The organism is Actinoplanes sp. SE50/110 (assembly GCF_900119315.1).
Classification (GTDB): Bacteria; Actinomycetota; Actinomycetes; order Mycobacteriales; family Micromonosporaceae; genus Actinoplanes.
In genome coordinates, this window is the sequence record NZ_LT827010.1 from 5,888,806 (window position 1) to 5,902,552 (window position 13,747).

A 13,747-nucleotide genomic window follows, 5' to 3' on the forward strand; every position below is an offset into this window, starting at 1 on the left:
GCGCGAAATCGCCCCACCCAGCCGGCACGAAGCCGCCGCCCCCCCGCGGCCGCCCCGTGCCGACGTCAGCCGGTGCGACCCGCGATCACTGGATCGGCAGGCAGCCGGAGGCCTTGGCGGCCTGCCGACCGGTCCGCGTGAACGTCCCGTTGCCGTACTTGTAGGTGTAGGTCAGGTTCAGGTCGGGGCAGGCCCGCGGCGCCTGGGCGCTCAGCCCGTACGCCTTGACCGTCACCACCTTTCCGGACACCGACGACGACACATACCACGGCTCGTCGGTCGGCCCGACGTCCTTGAGCAGCACCCCGAGCCGCTTCGGCTTCTTCCCGGTGGTGCCGTCGAACACCTCCACGGTGCTCGGCCAGTACGCATTGGTGGTCTGACAGGTGCTCGCCACCAGCGCGTCCTTGACCCCGTCCCCGGTGACGTCCGCGAACACCAGTTTCTGCACCTCGTGCTGCTGCCCCTTGTTCGGGCACGGGGTGAGCGCGGCGAACCAGTTCCCGCCGTCACCCGGGTCCCCGGCGGGTGCGGGACCCGGCTGGCCGTCCTTGGTGGTGCCCGGCTTCGGCTGGGAGGTGGAGACCGGCGTGTTCTTGGTCGGCGTGACCCCCGGCGCGGAGTTCGCAGCGTCCGCGGGCGCCGCGCTGGCCCCACCGGGCGCCGCGGCCACACCCGAGGCGGCCGAGGCGACCGCGCCCGCCCCCGGGGCGGCCGCCGGTGTCGCCTTGTCACCGCACCCACCGGCGAGCAGTGCGACAGCCGCGGCGCCGGCGAACAGAACGATCTTCGTACGCATGATGAGAATCCCCGTCGAGTTCCAGTGACGGCAGTCGCTGTCGTGCCGTCTGGGAAGGACTCTAGAAAACCTCCGCCCACCGGCACGTCCCGCCTTCGTGCCATCACCCCGGCCGACCCGCCGAGCCCGCAACAAGACCCGGCCGCACACGGCGAAGGCCCGGCCGCACACGACGAAGGCCCGGCCGCACACGGCGAAGGCCCGGCCGCACACGAAGCAAACCCCGCCGCACACGGCGAAGACCAGGTTGCACACGACGAGAACCGGTCAGCCGGCCCCGTACCGCAGGGTCCGCTCGTCCTCGGTCATCGTCGTCACCGGCGTCTCGAACCCGCTCCGGGTGTCGGCCATCTCCACCAGGTCCTCAGCCCGGACCCGCGGCGGCAGCTGCCCGAACCGCTCGATCCGGGAGAGCTCCGCCTCCTCGGCGGTCATCGGCTCGTCGTCCATCACCCCATGCTGTCACCGCCGCGACTCGTGCACCAGGATGGCGACCTGCACGCGGTTGGCGCAGCCCAGTTTCTCCAGCAGCCGGGACACGTACGCCTTCACCGTCGGCACGCTCATGTTGAGTTCCGCCCCGATCTCGGCGTTCGACCGGCCGGTCGCGACCGCCTCGGCCACTTCGAGCTCCCGCCCGCTGAGCCGCTGGAGGCGACGGTCGCGCCGGGGCCGCCCGGACCCGCCCACCGCGTGGCGGATCAGCCGGGGCACCACCGAGGGCGCCAGGATCGACTCGCCGGCCATCGCCCGCCGCACCCCGTCCAGGATCTCCTCCGGCGCGACGCCTTTGAGCAGAAACCCGTTCGCCCCCTCGCGGAGCGCGCCGAGCAGGTAGTCGTCGGTGTCGAAGGTGGTCAACACGATCACCACCGGCTCGGGTCCGTACCGGCGGATCTCGGCGGTCGCCGCGAGCCCGTCCATCCGGGGCATCCGGATGTCCATCAGGACCACGTCGGGCCGCAGCCGCCGGGTCATCTCGACGGCCTCCACCCCGTCCGCCGCCTCGCCGACGATCTCCAGCTGCCGGTCCGCGCCGAGCACGAGCGACAGCCCCATCCGCACCAGCCGGTCATCGTCGGCGATCAGCACCCGGATCACATCCGCCACGGTAACCACGCCTCCATCCGGAAGCTGAGCCTTTCGTCGCCCTCCCGACGCACCCCGTGCTCGAACCGGCCGCCGAGGAGGTCGACCCGCTCGCCGAGCCCGATCAGCCCGGCCCCCGCGCCGGGCGGCGGCTCACGACCCTCGTCCGGAGCCGGCAGGCTGACCGGGTGGACCCCGGCCGGCCGGGTCACCGGGTGAACCCCGGACGCCCGGCTGACCGGATGGACCCCGGCCGGCCGGTCCAGCGGGTTGGTCACCGTGACGTGCACCATGCCGTCACCGGTGCGCCCCAGGGTCACGTGCACCGGCATCCCCGGCGCGTGTTTCGCGGCATTGGTCAGCCCCTCCTGCACCACCCGATACACCGTGCGGCCGAGTGCCGACCCCGCAACGCCCCCGGCGAGACCGTTGTCCAGCCGGGCCGGCACCCCGGCCGCCCTAGCCTCCGCGACCAGCTCACCCACCTGCGCCAGATCGGGTTGCGGGCGCAGGTCGTCCGGCCCGGCGCGCAGCAGCCCGAGGATCTCCCGCAGGTCCTCCAGGGCCGCGTGCGCGCTCTCCCGGATCGTCGCGGCCGACCTGGCGATCTCCTCGGCTGTCAGGTCGGGCCGGATCACCAGTGCCCCGGCGTGCAGGCTGACCATGGAGATCCGGTGGGCAAGCGTGTCGTGCATCTCCCGGGCGATCCGTTCCCGTTCGAGGGCCCGCAGCCGCTCGGCCCGCATCCGTGCCTCCTCCTCGGCCCGCAGCGCGCGCTCGCGCAGCACGTCGACCAGGTCCCGGCGGGCCCGCATGGCGACCGCGACCGCCGCCGTCGCCGTCAGGAACGCCAGCGTGACGGCGAACTCGGCCGCGGCCGGCAGGTGCGGGTCGGGCCGCAGCAGGCTGTATCCGGTCCCGGCGAGCAGGTGCAGGCCGAACAGCAGCGGGATCACCCACCCGCGCCGCCGGGTGATCAGCGTGTAGAGGGCGATCACCGCGGCCACCCCGGCGAAGTCGGTGGCCACGGTGACCGGCACGAACAGCGCCGCCACCGCCACCGGATGCCGGCGCCGCCACCACAGCGCCCCGGACGCGACCACCGCCAGCAGCAGGCTGTAGAACGTGGCGTCGCCGCCGATCCGCCCGGCGGCCTCGGCCTCGGCCGCGATCGCCACCGCGCCGACGGCGGACACCACGATCGCGATCGCGTCGAAGACCCGCTCGCCGGAGGCCGCGGCGAGACGCTGGCGGCGGGTCACGACCGCACCAGCGGTCGCCAGAACTGCCGCCCGCCCTCGTCGCGTACCACGTGGCCGAGCCGCGCCAGGCTGTCGCGCAGTGCCGCGGTCTCCCGGCCGGCTTTCCGTTCCAGGGCCACCGCCCGGGCGGCGAGCACCGCCTCGACGGCCGGGGGCAGCCCGTCGGCGCCGGCCGTCCAGGGCCGGTAGACATCCGCGTACGGGTCGGTGTCGCGCCAGGGGTATCCGAACTCCCGGAGCGTGGCGGCGAGCGTCCCGCGCCGGGCGCGCGGGATACCGCGGGCCGCCGGGCGGGATTCGTGGTCGAGCACGATCAGAGTGTCCCTGTCCGGATAGATCGCCGCGATCCCGGCGCGGGCCAGCTCGGTCCCGCCGAGGCGCAGCCGGTCGGGCGACACGCTGATCGGGATCAGTCGCTCGTGCAGGGCCGCGGAGGCGATCAGCCCGGCGCCGGCCAGCAGCACGGCCTGCACGGCGAACTCCCAGGGCGCGTCGACCCGGGCGACGACCGTGACGGCCGGCCGCAACGGCAGCGGCAGGTGCAGCCCGAGCGCCCATCGGGCGCCGATCGGCAGCACCCCGGCGAGCAGCAGCCCGAGCACCGCCGGGCCGGCGGCGATCAGCACCCGGTCGGTCGGCGAGTAGTCGAGGGTGGCGCTCGTCCTGGTCATGCCCCCGACGCTAGGGCGGGTGGGGGCCACCCTCCAGTTGCCGAAAGTAGATGGCCCGCGACTTTGGTATATGCCTACGCCTCCGCGACCGGCGGGACGGCCAGGGCGATGGTCAGCGCCAGCACCCACTGCGGATCCTTGAGCTTCTCCCCGTACAGTTCCCGCAGCCGCGCCATCCGGTACCGCACCGTCTGCGGGTGCACGAACAGCTCGGTGGCCACGTCCTCGCGCCGCCCGTGGTGCAGCAGCCAGCTGCGCAGCGTCTCGACCAGCTTGGCCGCGGCCGCCCCGCGCTCCCCGGCGAGCGGGGCCAGCGCCCGGTCACGCAGGTCGGCCAGCGCCCCGCGGTCGGCCGAGACGACCAGCTCGGCGAGGTGTTCCTCAGTGTCGACCACCGCGCCGCCGATCGGGGTGTGCAGCTGGTGGACGCGGACCGCCCGTTCGACCGAGCACTGCGCGCGCTGCCACGGCCGGGCCGGGCCGAGCACCGCGTTGTGCCCGGTGAGCAGCCGGATCAGATGCGGCCGGGAGGCGCCCTGCGGGTCGGGGACCAGCAGCACCGCCGTCCCGGGCAGGTCGGGCAGGGCGCCGGCCAGGGGCAGCGTACGCGGATCCAGCAGATCGATCAGCGATCGTGAGGAGCGCTCGGGCAGCAGCACCGCGGTGAGGGTCTGCGGCGGGGTCCACTCGGCGCGTTCGGCGGCGGCCTGCAGCACGTGCGACGGCTCGCCGGCGACCAGGGCCTGGGCGAGCAGTTGCAGGTGCCGCAGCCGGATCCGGCCGGAGGCGGCCAGTTCGTCGGCGTGCCCGGCGACGCTGGCCGCGGAGAGCTCGTCGATGTACGCGAAGACCAGTTCGGCGAAGTCGGCGATGGTGCCGGCCGGCTGCCCGGAGCGTACGCTGATGGCGGCCAGTTCGCGCCAGGCGACGCGAGCGCCGACCCGGTAGGCCGAGAGCAGCGCGTCCAGGCTGCGGCCGGAGCGGGCTTCACCCCGCCCCAGGGCGTACGCCGCCTCCAGCGCCGCCGCGAGCGGGGTGCCGGGGTCGGTGCCGGGCCGGGAGACCAGGTTGAGGAAGGTGCCGAGGGCGGCCTGCACGGCCCGCTCGATCTTGTGGCCGAGCTCGCCGGCGAACGCCTCGGCGTAGGCCGGCACCTCCATGGTGATCGCGGCGATCGTCTGCACGGCGACCTCCGCCAGGCCGCGCCGCAGCGGATCGACGACCGCCGCGGGCAGACGGTACGACCGGACGTCACGTAACGGTTCGATCACCAGACTCCTCCGGTTTAAGGTCCTGCTCTTGTTCCCGGCGAACAATTATGGTGCCTCCGATTCACTTCCGCCGGTCATGCTTTCGCCCGTCCGGGCCGCCAGGCTTGGTCAGGTGGCTGTTACACAGACATTGCGCAACGGCGCCTGGCGTGTCGTCGAGTTGATCACCACCCCGGTGGTGCCGACCGACTACCTCGACGTGATCGCCCCCCTGCGCAATCCGAACGTCCTGCGCGGCCGGATCGAGGCGGTCCGCCGCGAGACCCCGAACGCGGTGACCCTCGACCTGCGGCCCGGCCGCGGCTGGCGCCCGCACGAGCCGGGACAGTACGTGCGGCTCGGCGTCGACGTCGACGGCATCCGGCTGTGGCGGGCATATTCGGTCAGCAGCGCGGCGGGACACCCCTCCGGGAGAATCAGCGTCACGATCAACGGCGTACGCGACGGCGTGGTCTCCGCGTACCTGATGAAAAATGCCCGCCGCGGCATGATCGTCAACCTGGACCTGCCGGCCGGCGACTTCGTCGTGCCGCGCCAGCGGCCGGCGAAGAGCCTGTTCGTGACCGCCGGCAGCGGCATCACCCCGGTGATGGGCATCCTGCGCAGCCTGGTGCACGAGCTCAGCGACGCGGTCGTGGTGCACTCGGCGCGCACCGGGCCGGACGTGGTGTTCGGTGCCGAGCTGCGCGCGCTGGCCGCGGCCGGTTCGATCACGCTGATCGAGCGGCACACCGCGACCGACGGCCGGATCAAGCCGGCCGACCTGGACGCCCTGGTCCCCGACCTGTTCGAACGGGAGACCTGGGCCTGCGGGCCGGGCGAGATGCTGGACGCGATGGCCGACCACTGGGCCGAGGCCGGCGCCGGCGAGCGGTTGCACGTCGAGCGGTTCCGCCCCACCGTGCTGGTCGCCGGCGACGGCGGCACGGTCACCTTCGAGCGTTCCGGTGCGGTGGTCGAGGCCCCGGCCGGCGTCTCCATCCTCGATGCCGGTGAGGCGTCCGGGCAGCTCATGCCGTCCGGCTGCCGGATGGGCATCTGCTACAGCTGCGTGCTGCCGATGCGCGAGGGCATCGTGCGCGACATGCGCGACGGACAGATCACCACCGCCGTCGAGGGCGACAACGTCCTGATCCAGACGTGCATCTCGGCCGCCGCCGGCCCGTGCCACCTGGACGCCTGACCTCCCTGCGAGACCCCCCTTGAAGCAAAGCCGCCTGAGGAAGACGAGGAACCTGTGACGACGCTGCAACGCCGGGAAGACAACCCGATCGCCCACCTGACCGCCGAGGACATCGAGGCGATCGGCCGGGAACTGGACGCCATCCGGGACGAGGTGCTCGCCGCCCGGGGGGAAAGCGACGCCGCGCACATCCGCCGGGTGATCAAGGTGCAGCGCAGCCTGGAGATCGGCAGCCGGGCGGTGCTGCTGTTCTCGCTGTTCCCGCCGGCATGGCTGGTCGGCACGGCCGGCCTCTCGGTGGCCAAGATCCTGGAGAACATGGAGATCGGCCACAACATCCTCCACGGTCAGTACGACTTCATGCGCGACCCGAAGATCCACTCCACCACCTGGGAGTGGGACATGGCCACCCCGGCCGCGCAGTGGCAGCACTCGCACAACGAGGTGCACCACAAATACACGAACGTGGTGGGTAAGGACAACGACCTCGGCTACGGCATCATGCGGGTCGACGAGAACCAGCGCTGGCACCCCTTCTACCTCGCCCAGCCGCTGTGGAACTTCATCAACGCGCTCTTCTTCGAGTACGGCATCGCCGCGTACGACCTTGAGCTCGGCAGCAACCTGAAGACCAAGAAGCGGCGCAACAACCCGGAGTTCCGGGCCAACGTGAAGGCGGTCGGCCGCAAGATCCGCCGCCAGGCGCTCAAGGACTACGTGCTGCACCCGCTGCTGTCCGGCCCGTCGTTCCTGCACACGATGGCCGCGAACTTCACCGCCAACGTGGTGCGCAACGTGTGGAGCCACTCGGTGATCATGTGCGGTCACTTCCCGAACGGCGTCTCCACCTTCGAGCGCACCTCGATCAAGGGCGAGACCCGCGGCGAGTGGTACCTGCGGCAGATGCTCGGCTCGGCCAACATCTCCGGCGGCAAGCTGATGCACGTCATGACCGGCAACCTGTCCCACCAGATCGAGCACCACCTCTTCCCCGACCTGCCGAGCAGCCGTTACGCCGAAGTCGCGGTCAAGGTCAAGGCCCTTTTCGAGAAGTACGACCTGCCGTACGTCACCGGGCCGTTCCCGAAGCAGGTCGCCTCGGCGTGGGCCAAGGTCATCCGGCTGTCGCTGCCCAACCGCAAGCCGATGCCGGCGGCGAACCCCGCGATCCCGCCGCGCTTCCCGGCGGTCGAGCCCGCCACCGCCTGATCATCTTCCGTCGGGCCCGGTCCGCACGACCGGGCCCGGGCTGATCTCGGGCTGTCGCAGGATCAGGACCGAGAACAGCCACATGGGCACGTATCCCAGCAGCGCCGCCCACAGCCACGGGAAGTCCGAGCAGGCGAACGTCGCCACACACACCAGCGTGAACAGGCAGCCCAGCAGGTAGCCGACGATCGCCGCCAGGGTCGGCCGGGTGCCACCCCGCCTCACGTGCCGGGTCGTCACCGCGTAGGCGAACGGGATCGCGCCGGGCTGCGCCACCAGCACCAGCAGGCCCAGGATCGTGACGATGGTCCCGGCGGACACTTCGACGTGCGGCACGCGGCACCCCCAAGGTTTCCCGCAGGTTACTCGGCGGTATCAGCCCAGCGCCAGACGCGACCATCGATGAATTCCGCGGATCACCGACGCGTCGACGTGCCGCGGCCCGCGCCCGGAACCGCTGTGGAACATGTGGTCGGCCCGGCGCAGCACGCGGAACCTCACGTCCCGACGACCGCCGAGCCCGGCCCGCCAGCGCGCCAGATCATCCGCGACGGTCACCTGATGGTCGCGGCCGCCCTGCAGGATCAGCATCGGGCGCCGCAGGGCCACGGCGGTCGCCACCGGGTCGTACCCCCGCAGATCAAGCCAATAGGAAGCGGGAAATCCGAACGGCAGATCCGCCGCCGGAGTCTGCGCCGTCAGCCCGTCGTCGACCAGCGCGACCTGCCGTTGCATCGCGGCCAGCATCGCGTCGGCGGCCGGCCCCGGATCACGCGCGGCCAGATGCCGGGTGACCCGCTCGGCCGACCGCTGCAACGGGATCGCCTCGGCCGCGAGCAGCACCAGACCGGCGATCTCCGGCACGGCCGCGGCCACCCTGGGCGCCACTTTGCCACCCAGGCTGTGCCCGATCAGGAAGATCCGCTCCACCGACGGCACGGCGGCCCGGATCTCGCCCACGGCCTGCGCCGCGGGCGTCACGTACTCCTCCACCAGCGTGCGGTCAGGCCCGGGTTTGTCGAATCGAAAGACCGCGATGCCGCGGCTGGCCAGGCCCCACGCGAGGTCTTTGAGCGGTTTGTCGGGCCCGTGGGTGCCGTCCCGGTCCTGCTCCCCGCCGCCCGGCAGAACGACTGCCGCGGTCGACACCCTCCTGCCGGACGGGGTGACCAGCGCACCGTGCGCCCCGACCGCCCGCTCGGTGAAACGCTCCGGGCGCACGTATCGCGGCGGCTGCCAGGCCGGGCCCGCATCGGCGGCGAGCCGCAGCCCGTGCAGCCGCCCGCCCGCATCGAGGGACATCACCACCACGAAGTCGCCGGCGGGATGGCGGACCGGCACGCGCCAGCGGGTGAGGTCGCCGGTGAACGGCTCGCCGACCGGTTCGCCCGGCTCGCCGGGAACACCGCCGGTCTGCACCGTCCACGCCACCCGGACGGTCTCCGCCGACACGACGGCGCGCATCTCCGCGGTGAACCGGCGCTCCAGCTCGTCGAACTCCCCGCCGGTCAGCAGCCGCACCACATCACTCGCCGTCATCCCCGCCCCCGCTTTCGGACAAACCGAGACCGACAGCCGTGCACCCCGTTCGGCGAGGCCAGTATCCCCCCACTCGACCTCGGCCCGCTGCCCCGCCACCGAGAGCCGCGCCGCATGACCGACATGGATCAGCAGCGCCATCGTGGCGAGACAGCCACCCCCGCCCACCCGCGCGCCTCGGTGCTGGAGATCCATCCCCGCTGTTCACTTCCCGTCCATATGAAAGAAACTCATGACACCCAGGATCTCCAGATGGTCTCCCACGTCGCTGCCGGCGCCGCCTCCGTGTCCGGGTGGACAACCCTGCGCCGGGCCGCGATCGGTGCGGGGCTGGCCCTCGCCGCCTCCCTGGTGGTAGCCGCCCTGGGCCACCCCGTCATCAGCTTCTGGGACGTCACCCTGATCGTCTGGTCGACCGGCGCCCTGCACAGCAACGCCGACCACCGCCACGGCCGTGCCCTGACCACCGCGGCCCTCTCCGCGACCGTGGTCTGGCTCGGCATCACCGCTCTGCTCGACGCCACCGGACTGCCCACCACCGGCGCACCGGCGAACCTGGCCCGCGCCGTCCTCGGCATCCTGGCCGCCAGCCAGAGCTATGCCCTGATCACCCGTACCGGCCAGGCAGACTGTCGTCCATGAACGATGGTGAGGACTGGCACGCCTGGCACACCCGCTACACCGACCCGGGCTCACCCCTGTCCCGGCGGCTGAGACTGGTCCGGCACCACATCGCCGCGTGGCTCGACGAGCGGCCCGGTGAGCCGGTGTCCGTACTCAGCATGTGCGCCGGCCAGGGCGACGACATCCTCACCGTGCTGGCGTCGCGCCCGGACGCCGGCCGGGTCACCGCCACCCTCCTGGAGTACGACCCGCGCAACGTCGCCGCGGCCCGCAGCCGGGTGCCCGCCCACGCCACCGTGAGCATCGTGCGAGCCGACGCCGGCGACCTCGCCTCGTACCGCGACGCGGCCCCCGCGGACCTGGTCATCATGGCGGGCGTCCTGGGCAACATCAGCGACGCCGACACCCACCGCACCATTCTCGCGCTGCCCCGGCTCTGCGCGCCGGACGCCACGGTGATCTGGACCCGCTCACGACGAGCACCGGACCTGACACCGGCGATCCGCGGCTGGCTGACCCACGCCGGCTTCGCCGAGCAGTCCTTCACCGCCCCGCAGGACGTGCTGTTCTCCGTCGGCGTGCACCGCTTCACCGGCACCCCGCAGCCCCTGACAACCGGCAGGATCTTCCAGTTCGTCACCCACGCTTGAGGAAGTGTTGCTCGACGGTGTCGTGCGCGGCGAGCAGGGGCACGTCGGACTCCCGGAACAGACCGCTGTCGGCCACCGCCGCGACGATCCGCGGATCGACCAGCCAGGCAAGCGCGTCCTCGGTCCCCACGTACAGCGCGAACAGCCGTACCCTCGCGCCCGCCTCGGCCAGCAGATCGTTGACGACCGCGAGTGGCCGCACCGTCGCCGATTCCCACCAGCAGTCAGCCGCCCGGTCCGCCCGGGTCCAGGCCGCACACCGCCGCCCGTTGATCGACACGATGTAGTCACCTTCGCCGGCCCCGGTGAGCGGCACAGTCACCACCTCGACCCGCAGGTCGACACCGTGCGTCCGCAACGCCGGCGCCATCTCCCGCAGCACCCGGCCGACGCCGCCCTCGGCCATGGTTTCGCTGTCCAGCCAGAACCGCCGGACGTCGTGATCCCCGCCGCTCTCCCCGAACGGATACCCACCCGCCGCCACCGCCCGCTCCGCCTCGGCGGCGGCGTCCCCGGACAGGTGCTGCCACCGCCCCAGCTCTCGCAGGGTTCGTGCCAGCTCGGCCCACCGTTGCTCCACGACAGCATCATGCCGCCCACGCCCCGACCCCGCCCCGCGGCTGGCTCCCGTTGCCGTGCCGCGGGACCGGAAAACCCGGGATCCAGCAGGTCGGCGCCACCGGGCCGGGTGACGGGAGCCGTGGCGTGCGGGTCGCCGGACCGAACTCCCCGACAGCGCCTCTCGACGCCGTCGTGCAGCGGTGGCTGATCTCGGGACAACCCGGTCCCGCCGAGTCGTCCACAGGCCGAAATCGAGCCCGTCAGATCGCCCTGTCCTGGACGGGGGCCGGTCCCCTGGGTGGGCGGGGACTGCGCACCGGCGGCGGAGACATCCGCCGGTCAGGACAGGTAGGCCAACTCCGGCAGCTCAGCGCGGTAAGCCGCGATCAACCGCCCCGCCAGCTCCGGGTCGCCGACCAACGGATGCCCGGCCATGGCCCGCACCGCCGCCGCCGCGGACCCGGTCTGCACGGCTTCCAGCACCCCGCGTTCCACCGCCTTGACCGTCTGCACCAGTCCCACCGCATGCCCGGGCAACGCCCCCACCCGGCGCGGCACCGCCCCCGTCCCGTCGACCCGGCACGGCACCTCCACCACCGCGTCGGCGTCGAGCACGTCGAGCACTCCCCGGTTGCGCACCCCCAGGATCAGTTCCGCCGGTTCGTCCCGGGCCAGCGCCCGCATCACCGCCAGCGCCACCCCCTCGTATCCGGCCGGCCGGGATTCGTCGTGGTCCCTGTCCCCCGCCCCGCTCTGCGACCGGTTGTCCGCCATGTACGTCGCTTCCCGTTCCCGCCACGCGCGCAGCCAGGCTTCGAGCGGCTCCCCCGCGGACATCTCCCGATAGCAGCGTTCCTGCTGCTCAGCCAGGAACTCTCCCCTGGTCGGCCCGTCCGCCTTCGCCACCGGGTGGTAGTAGTAGTGCAGGTATTCGTTGGGGATGGCCCCGAGTTCGCGCAGCCCGGGAAACAGCCGCCCCTCCTCGATGGTGGCCAGTCCCGCCTCGTCGGCGAGCAGCCCGGGCAGCAGGTCGCGACCAGCCGCGTCGTACACGCCGTACAGCCAGCCCAGATGGTTGAGCCCGGCGTAGTCGACCCGGGCGCCGGGGGCGTCCAGGACCCGGAGCACCCGGTCGACCAGTCCGGTCGGCGAGTCGCAGATGCCGATCACCCGGTCGCCGAGGATGCCGGACATGGCTTCGGTGACCAGGCCGGCGGGGTTGGTGAAGTTGATGACCCAGGCATCCGGGGCGACGGCCGCCACCCGCTCGGCGATCCGCAGCGATTCCGGGACGGAGCGCAGGCCGTACGCGATGCCGCCGGCGCCGACGGTCTCCTGGCCGAGGATGCCGGCGGCGCGGGCGACGCGTTCGTCGACGACCCGGCCGTGCAGGCCGCCGACCCGGATGGCGGAGAAGACGAAGGTGGCGCCGGTCAGCGCGGTGTCCAGGTCGGTGGTGGTGTGCACGGTCGGGGCGTCGGGCACGTCGCGGGCGAGGGCGTGCAGGACCCGGCCGATGGCGTGCAGCCGGCCGGGGTCGACGTCGTGCAGGGCGACCTCGGTGATGCCGGTCTGCCGGTGGTCGGCCAGCAGCGCCCGGTAAACCAACGGCACCCGGAATCCGCCACCACCGAGGATCACTAACCGCATGTCAGCCTTTCATCGCCGCGTTGCCGGCGTCCTGGGCCTTGCGCAGGCCGTCGGTGACGCCGGTCTGTCCGAGGAAGATCTGTTGCAGGATCGGCGTGTACGCGGTGCCACCCGCCCCGACGCGCGGACCGACCGGTGCGGGGAAGGTGGTGCCGGCCGCCGCGTCCAGGAAGGGCTTCAGGTCGACGCCCCGTTTCCGCCAGTAGTCGACGAAGGCGGGCTGCGCGGCGGTCACGCCGGGGAACGCATACCCGCCCTCGGCGATCGGTTTCTGGCCGTCGGCCGAGCCGATCCACTTGAGCACCTCGACGGTGGCGTCCCGGTGCGGGGTCTTGGCGGAGGCGACCGCGGCGACGCCGTGCACCACGCTGACCCGTCCGGCCGGGCCCTGGGGCAGCGGGGCGATCCCCCACGGGAAGCCGGCGCCCTGCTGGATGGCCTTCAGGTTGTACGGTCCGGATTGGAACAACGCCAGTTTGCCCTGGGTGAACAGCTGGGTGGTCTTGTCGCCGTTGGTGTTGGTGTCCGCCGCGGACGGGGCCACGTGGTACTTGTTGATCAGATCCACCACGTACTGCACGGCCTGCACCGTCCTGGGCTGGTCGGCGAAGTCGAAGGTGTCGCCGGACTGCCAGGTCCCGCCGTTGGAACCGACGAAGTCCCAGAGGATCGCCTGCTGGTCGAAGGCGGCGTTGTAGCCGAACGCGTTCGCGGCGGTGAGCTTGCGGGCGGCGGCGCGCAGCGGGTCGTCGGCGGCGGCCGGGTCCCAGCTGAGCGTGGCCGGATCGACGCCGGCCTTGGCGACCAGGTCTTTGTTGTAGTAGAGGGCGATCGAGTCCCACAGCTGCGGCACGCCCCACAGGGTGCCGCCCCGGGTGTAGAGGTCGACGACGGATTTCGTCCAGTCCCCGGTGAAGTCGACGGGCAGCAGTTGCCTGTTGTCGGCGTACAACCCGAAATTGGAGGTGTTGGTCCAGAAGATGTCGGCGGCGGTGCCGGCGGCGATGTCGGCCGGCAGTTTGGTCCAGTAGTCGGCCCAGGGCACCAGCTGCACGTCGACGTGGATGGTGGGGTGTGCCTTCTCGAAGGTGGCGAAGGACTGCTGGTACGCCTCGGCCACCTGGTCGTCCCAGAGCCGGAAGGTGACCGTCGTCCTGCCGGAGCCGCTGTCGCCGGTGTCGGCGACCGAGCAGCCGGCCAGTGCCAGGATCATCAGGAACGCCAGGAACCGTCGCATGA

The 13,747-nt window shown here is 72.4% G+C and carries 15 protein-coding genes; 4 read left to right on the forward strand and 11 right to left on the reverse strand.

What is annotated here, in order from left to right:
- Positions 1-85: 85 nt before the first annotated feature.
- The 6 genes from ACSP50_RS26370 to ACSP50_RS26395 form a co-directional block, all read right to left on the reverse strand.
- On the reverse strand, positions 86-799 hold the full coding sequence (locus ACSP50_RS26370) for a hypothetical protein (RefSeq protein WP_014692348.1): 714 nt from the start codon (positions 797-799) through the stop codon (positions 86-88).
- 267 nt (positions 800-1,066) lie between these two features.
- Positions 1,067-1,249, reverse strand: a complete 183-nt coding sequence (locus ACSP50_RS26375; protein ID WP_043512229.1) for a hypothetical protein — start codon at positions 1,247-1,249, stop codon at positions 1,067-1,069.
- Positions 1,250-1,261: 12 nt separating this feature from the next.
- Positions 1,262-1,909, reverse strand: a complete 648-nt coding sequence (locus ACSP50_RS26380; RefSeq protein ID WP_014692350.1) for a response regulator transcription factor — start codon at positions 1,907-1,909, stop codon at positions 1,262-1,264.
- Positions 1,897-3,150, reverse strand: a complete 1,254-nt coding sequence (locus tag ACSP50_RS26385) for a sensor histidine kinase (protein WP_014692351.1) — start codon at positions 3,148-3,150, stop codon at positions 1,897-1,899. The genes ACSP50_RS26380 and ACSP50_RS26385 overlap by 13 nt, the downstream gene beginning before the upstream one ends.
- Positions 3,147-3,821: a hypothetical protein gene (locus ACSP50_RS26390; protein WP_014692352.1), complete on the reverse strand. Its 675-nt coding sequence runs from the start codon at positions 3,819-3,821 to the stop codon at positions 3,147-3,149. The genes ACSP50_RS26385 and ACSP50_RS26390 overlap by 4 nt, the downstream gene beginning before the upstream one ends.
- A gap of 74 nt (positions 3,822-3,895) precedes the next feature.
- Positions 3,896-5,092, reverse strand: a complete 1,197-nt coding sequence (locus ACSP50_RS26395) for a CdaR family transcriptional regulator (RefSeq protein ID WP_014692353.1) — start codon at positions 5,090-5,092, stop codon at positions 3,896-3,898.
- Positions 5,093-5,168: 76 nt separating this feature from the next.
- On the opposite strand from ACSP50_RS26395, the gene ACSP50_RS26400 reads away from it, so the two are divergent.
- Positions 5,169-6,275 carry a ferredoxin reductase gene (locus ACSP50_RS26400; protein ID WP_014692354.1) on the forward strand — a complete coding sequence of 369 codons (1,107 nt, stop codon included), beginning with the start codon at positions 5,169-5,171 and terminating at the stop codon, positions 6,273-6,275.
- 63 nt (positions 6,276-6,338) lie between these two features.
- Positions 6,339-7,484, forward strand: coding sequence for an acyl-CoA desaturase (locus ACSP50_RS26405; RefSeq protein WP_099344166.1), 1,146 nt, complete (start codon positions 6,339-6,341; stop codon positions 7,482-7,484).
- Here ACSP50_RS26405 and ACSP50_RS26410 read toward each other — a convergent pair whose 3' ends face one another.
- Positions 7,485-7,820, reverse strand: a complete 336-nt coding sequence (locus ACSP50_RS26410) for a hypothetical protein (protein WP_014692356.1) — start codon at positions 7,818-7,820, stop codon at positions 7,485-7,487. It lies immediately after the preceding gene.
- 39 nt (positions 7,821-7,859) lie between these two features.
- Positions 7,860-9,023 carry a S9 family peptidase gene (locus ACSP50_RS26415; protein ID WP_052311724.1) on the reverse strand — a complete coding sequence of 388 codons (1,164 nt, stop codon included), beginning with the start codon at positions 9,021-9,023 and terminating at the stop codon, positions 7,860-7,862.
- Positions 9,024-9,275: 252 nt separating this feature from the next.
- On the opposite strand from ACSP50_RS26415, the gene ACSP50_RS26420 reads away from it, so the two are divergent.
- Together ACSP50_RS26420 and ACSP50_RS26425 are read left to right on the forward strand one after the other, a co-directional pair.
- Positions 9,276-9,665, forward strand: a complete 390-nt coding sequence (locus ACSP50_RS26420) for a hypothetical protein (protein WP_014692358.1) — start codon at positions 9,276-9,278, stop codon at positions 9,663-9,665.
- Positions 9,662-10,297 carry a methyltransferase domain-containing protein gene (locus tag ACSP50_RS26425; protein ID WP_014692359.1) on the forward strand — a complete coding sequence of 212 codons (636 nt, stop codon included), beginning with the start codon at positions 9,662-9,664 and terminating at the stop codon, positions 10,295-10,297. Before ACSP50_RS26420 ends, ACSP50_RS26425 begins: the two co-directional genes overlap by 4 nt.
- Here the strand turns inward: ACSP50_RS26425 and ACSP50_RS26430 are convergent.
- The 3 genes from ACSP50_RS26430 to ACSP50_RS26440 form a co-directional block, all read right to left on the reverse strand.
- Positions 10,284-10,877 carry a hypothetical protein gene (locus ACSP50_RS26430; protein ID WP_014692360.1) on the reverse strand — a complete coding sequence of 198 codons (594 nt, stop codon included), beginning with the start codon at positions 10,875-10,877 and terminating at the stop codon, positions 10,284-10,286. The two genes, ACSP50_RS26425 and ACSP50_RS26430, sit on opposite strands and share 14 nt — an antisense overlap.
- 320 nt (positions 10,878-11,197) lie before the next feature.
- Positions 11,198-12,508, reverse strand: a complete 1,311-nt coding sequence (locus tag ACSP50_RS26435; protein ID WP_014692361.1) for a 6-phospho-beta-glucosidase — start codon at positions 12,506-12,508, stop codon at positions 11,198-11,200.
- Position 12,509: 1 nt separating this feature from the next.
- Positions 12,510-13,745, reverse strand: a complete 1,236-nt coding sequence (locus ACSP50_RS26440; protein ID WP_014692362.1) for a sugar ABC transporter substrate-binding protein — start codon at positions 13,743-13,745, stop codon at positions 12,510-12,512.
- Between the last annotated feature and the right edge of the window lie 2 nt (positions 13,746-13,747).

What these genes read in the sequence shown, in the direction of transcription:
- ACSP50_RS26370 (WP_014692348.1), bottom strand. Translation starts at nt 799, where the DNA reads ATGCGTACGAAGATCGTTCTGTTCGCCGGCGCCGCGGCTGTCGCACTG.
- ACSP50_RS26375 (WP_043512229.1), bottom strand. Translation starts at nt 1,249, where the DNA reads ATGGACGACGAGCCGATGACCGCCGAGGAGGCGGAGCTCTCCCGGATC.
- ACSP50_RS26390 (WP_014692352.1), bottom strand. Translation starts at nt 3,821, where the DNA reads ATGACCAGGACGAGCGCCACCCTCGACTACTCGCCGACCGACCGGGTG.
- ACSP50_RS26400 (WP_014692354.1), top strand. Translation starts at nt 5,169, where the DNA reads ATGCTTTCGCCCGTCCGGGCCGCCAGGCTTGGTCAGGTGGCTGTTACA.
- ACSP50_RS26415 (WP_052311724.1), bottom strand. Translation starts at nt 9,023, where the DNA reads ATGACGGCGAGTGATGTGGTGCGGCTGCTGACCGGCGGGGAGTTCGAC.
- ACSP50_RS26420 (WP_014692358.1), top strand. Translation starts at nt 9,276, where the DNA reads ATGGTCTCCCACGTCGCTGCCGGCGCCGCCTCCGTGTCCGGGTGGACA.
- ACSP50_RS26425 (WP_014692359.1), top strand. Translation starts at nt 9,662, where the DNA reads ATGAACGATGGTGAGGACTGGCACGCCTGGCACACCCGCTACACCGAC.
- ACSP50_RS26435 (WP_014692361.1), bottom strand. Translation starts at nt 12,508, where the DNA reads ATGCGGTTAGTGATCCTCGGTGGTGGCGGATTCCGGGTGCCGTTGGTT.
- ACSP50_RS26440 (WP_014692362.1), bottom strand. Translation starts at nt 13,745, where the DNA reads ATGCGACGGTTCCTGGCGTTCCTGATGATCCTGGCACTGGCCGGCTGC.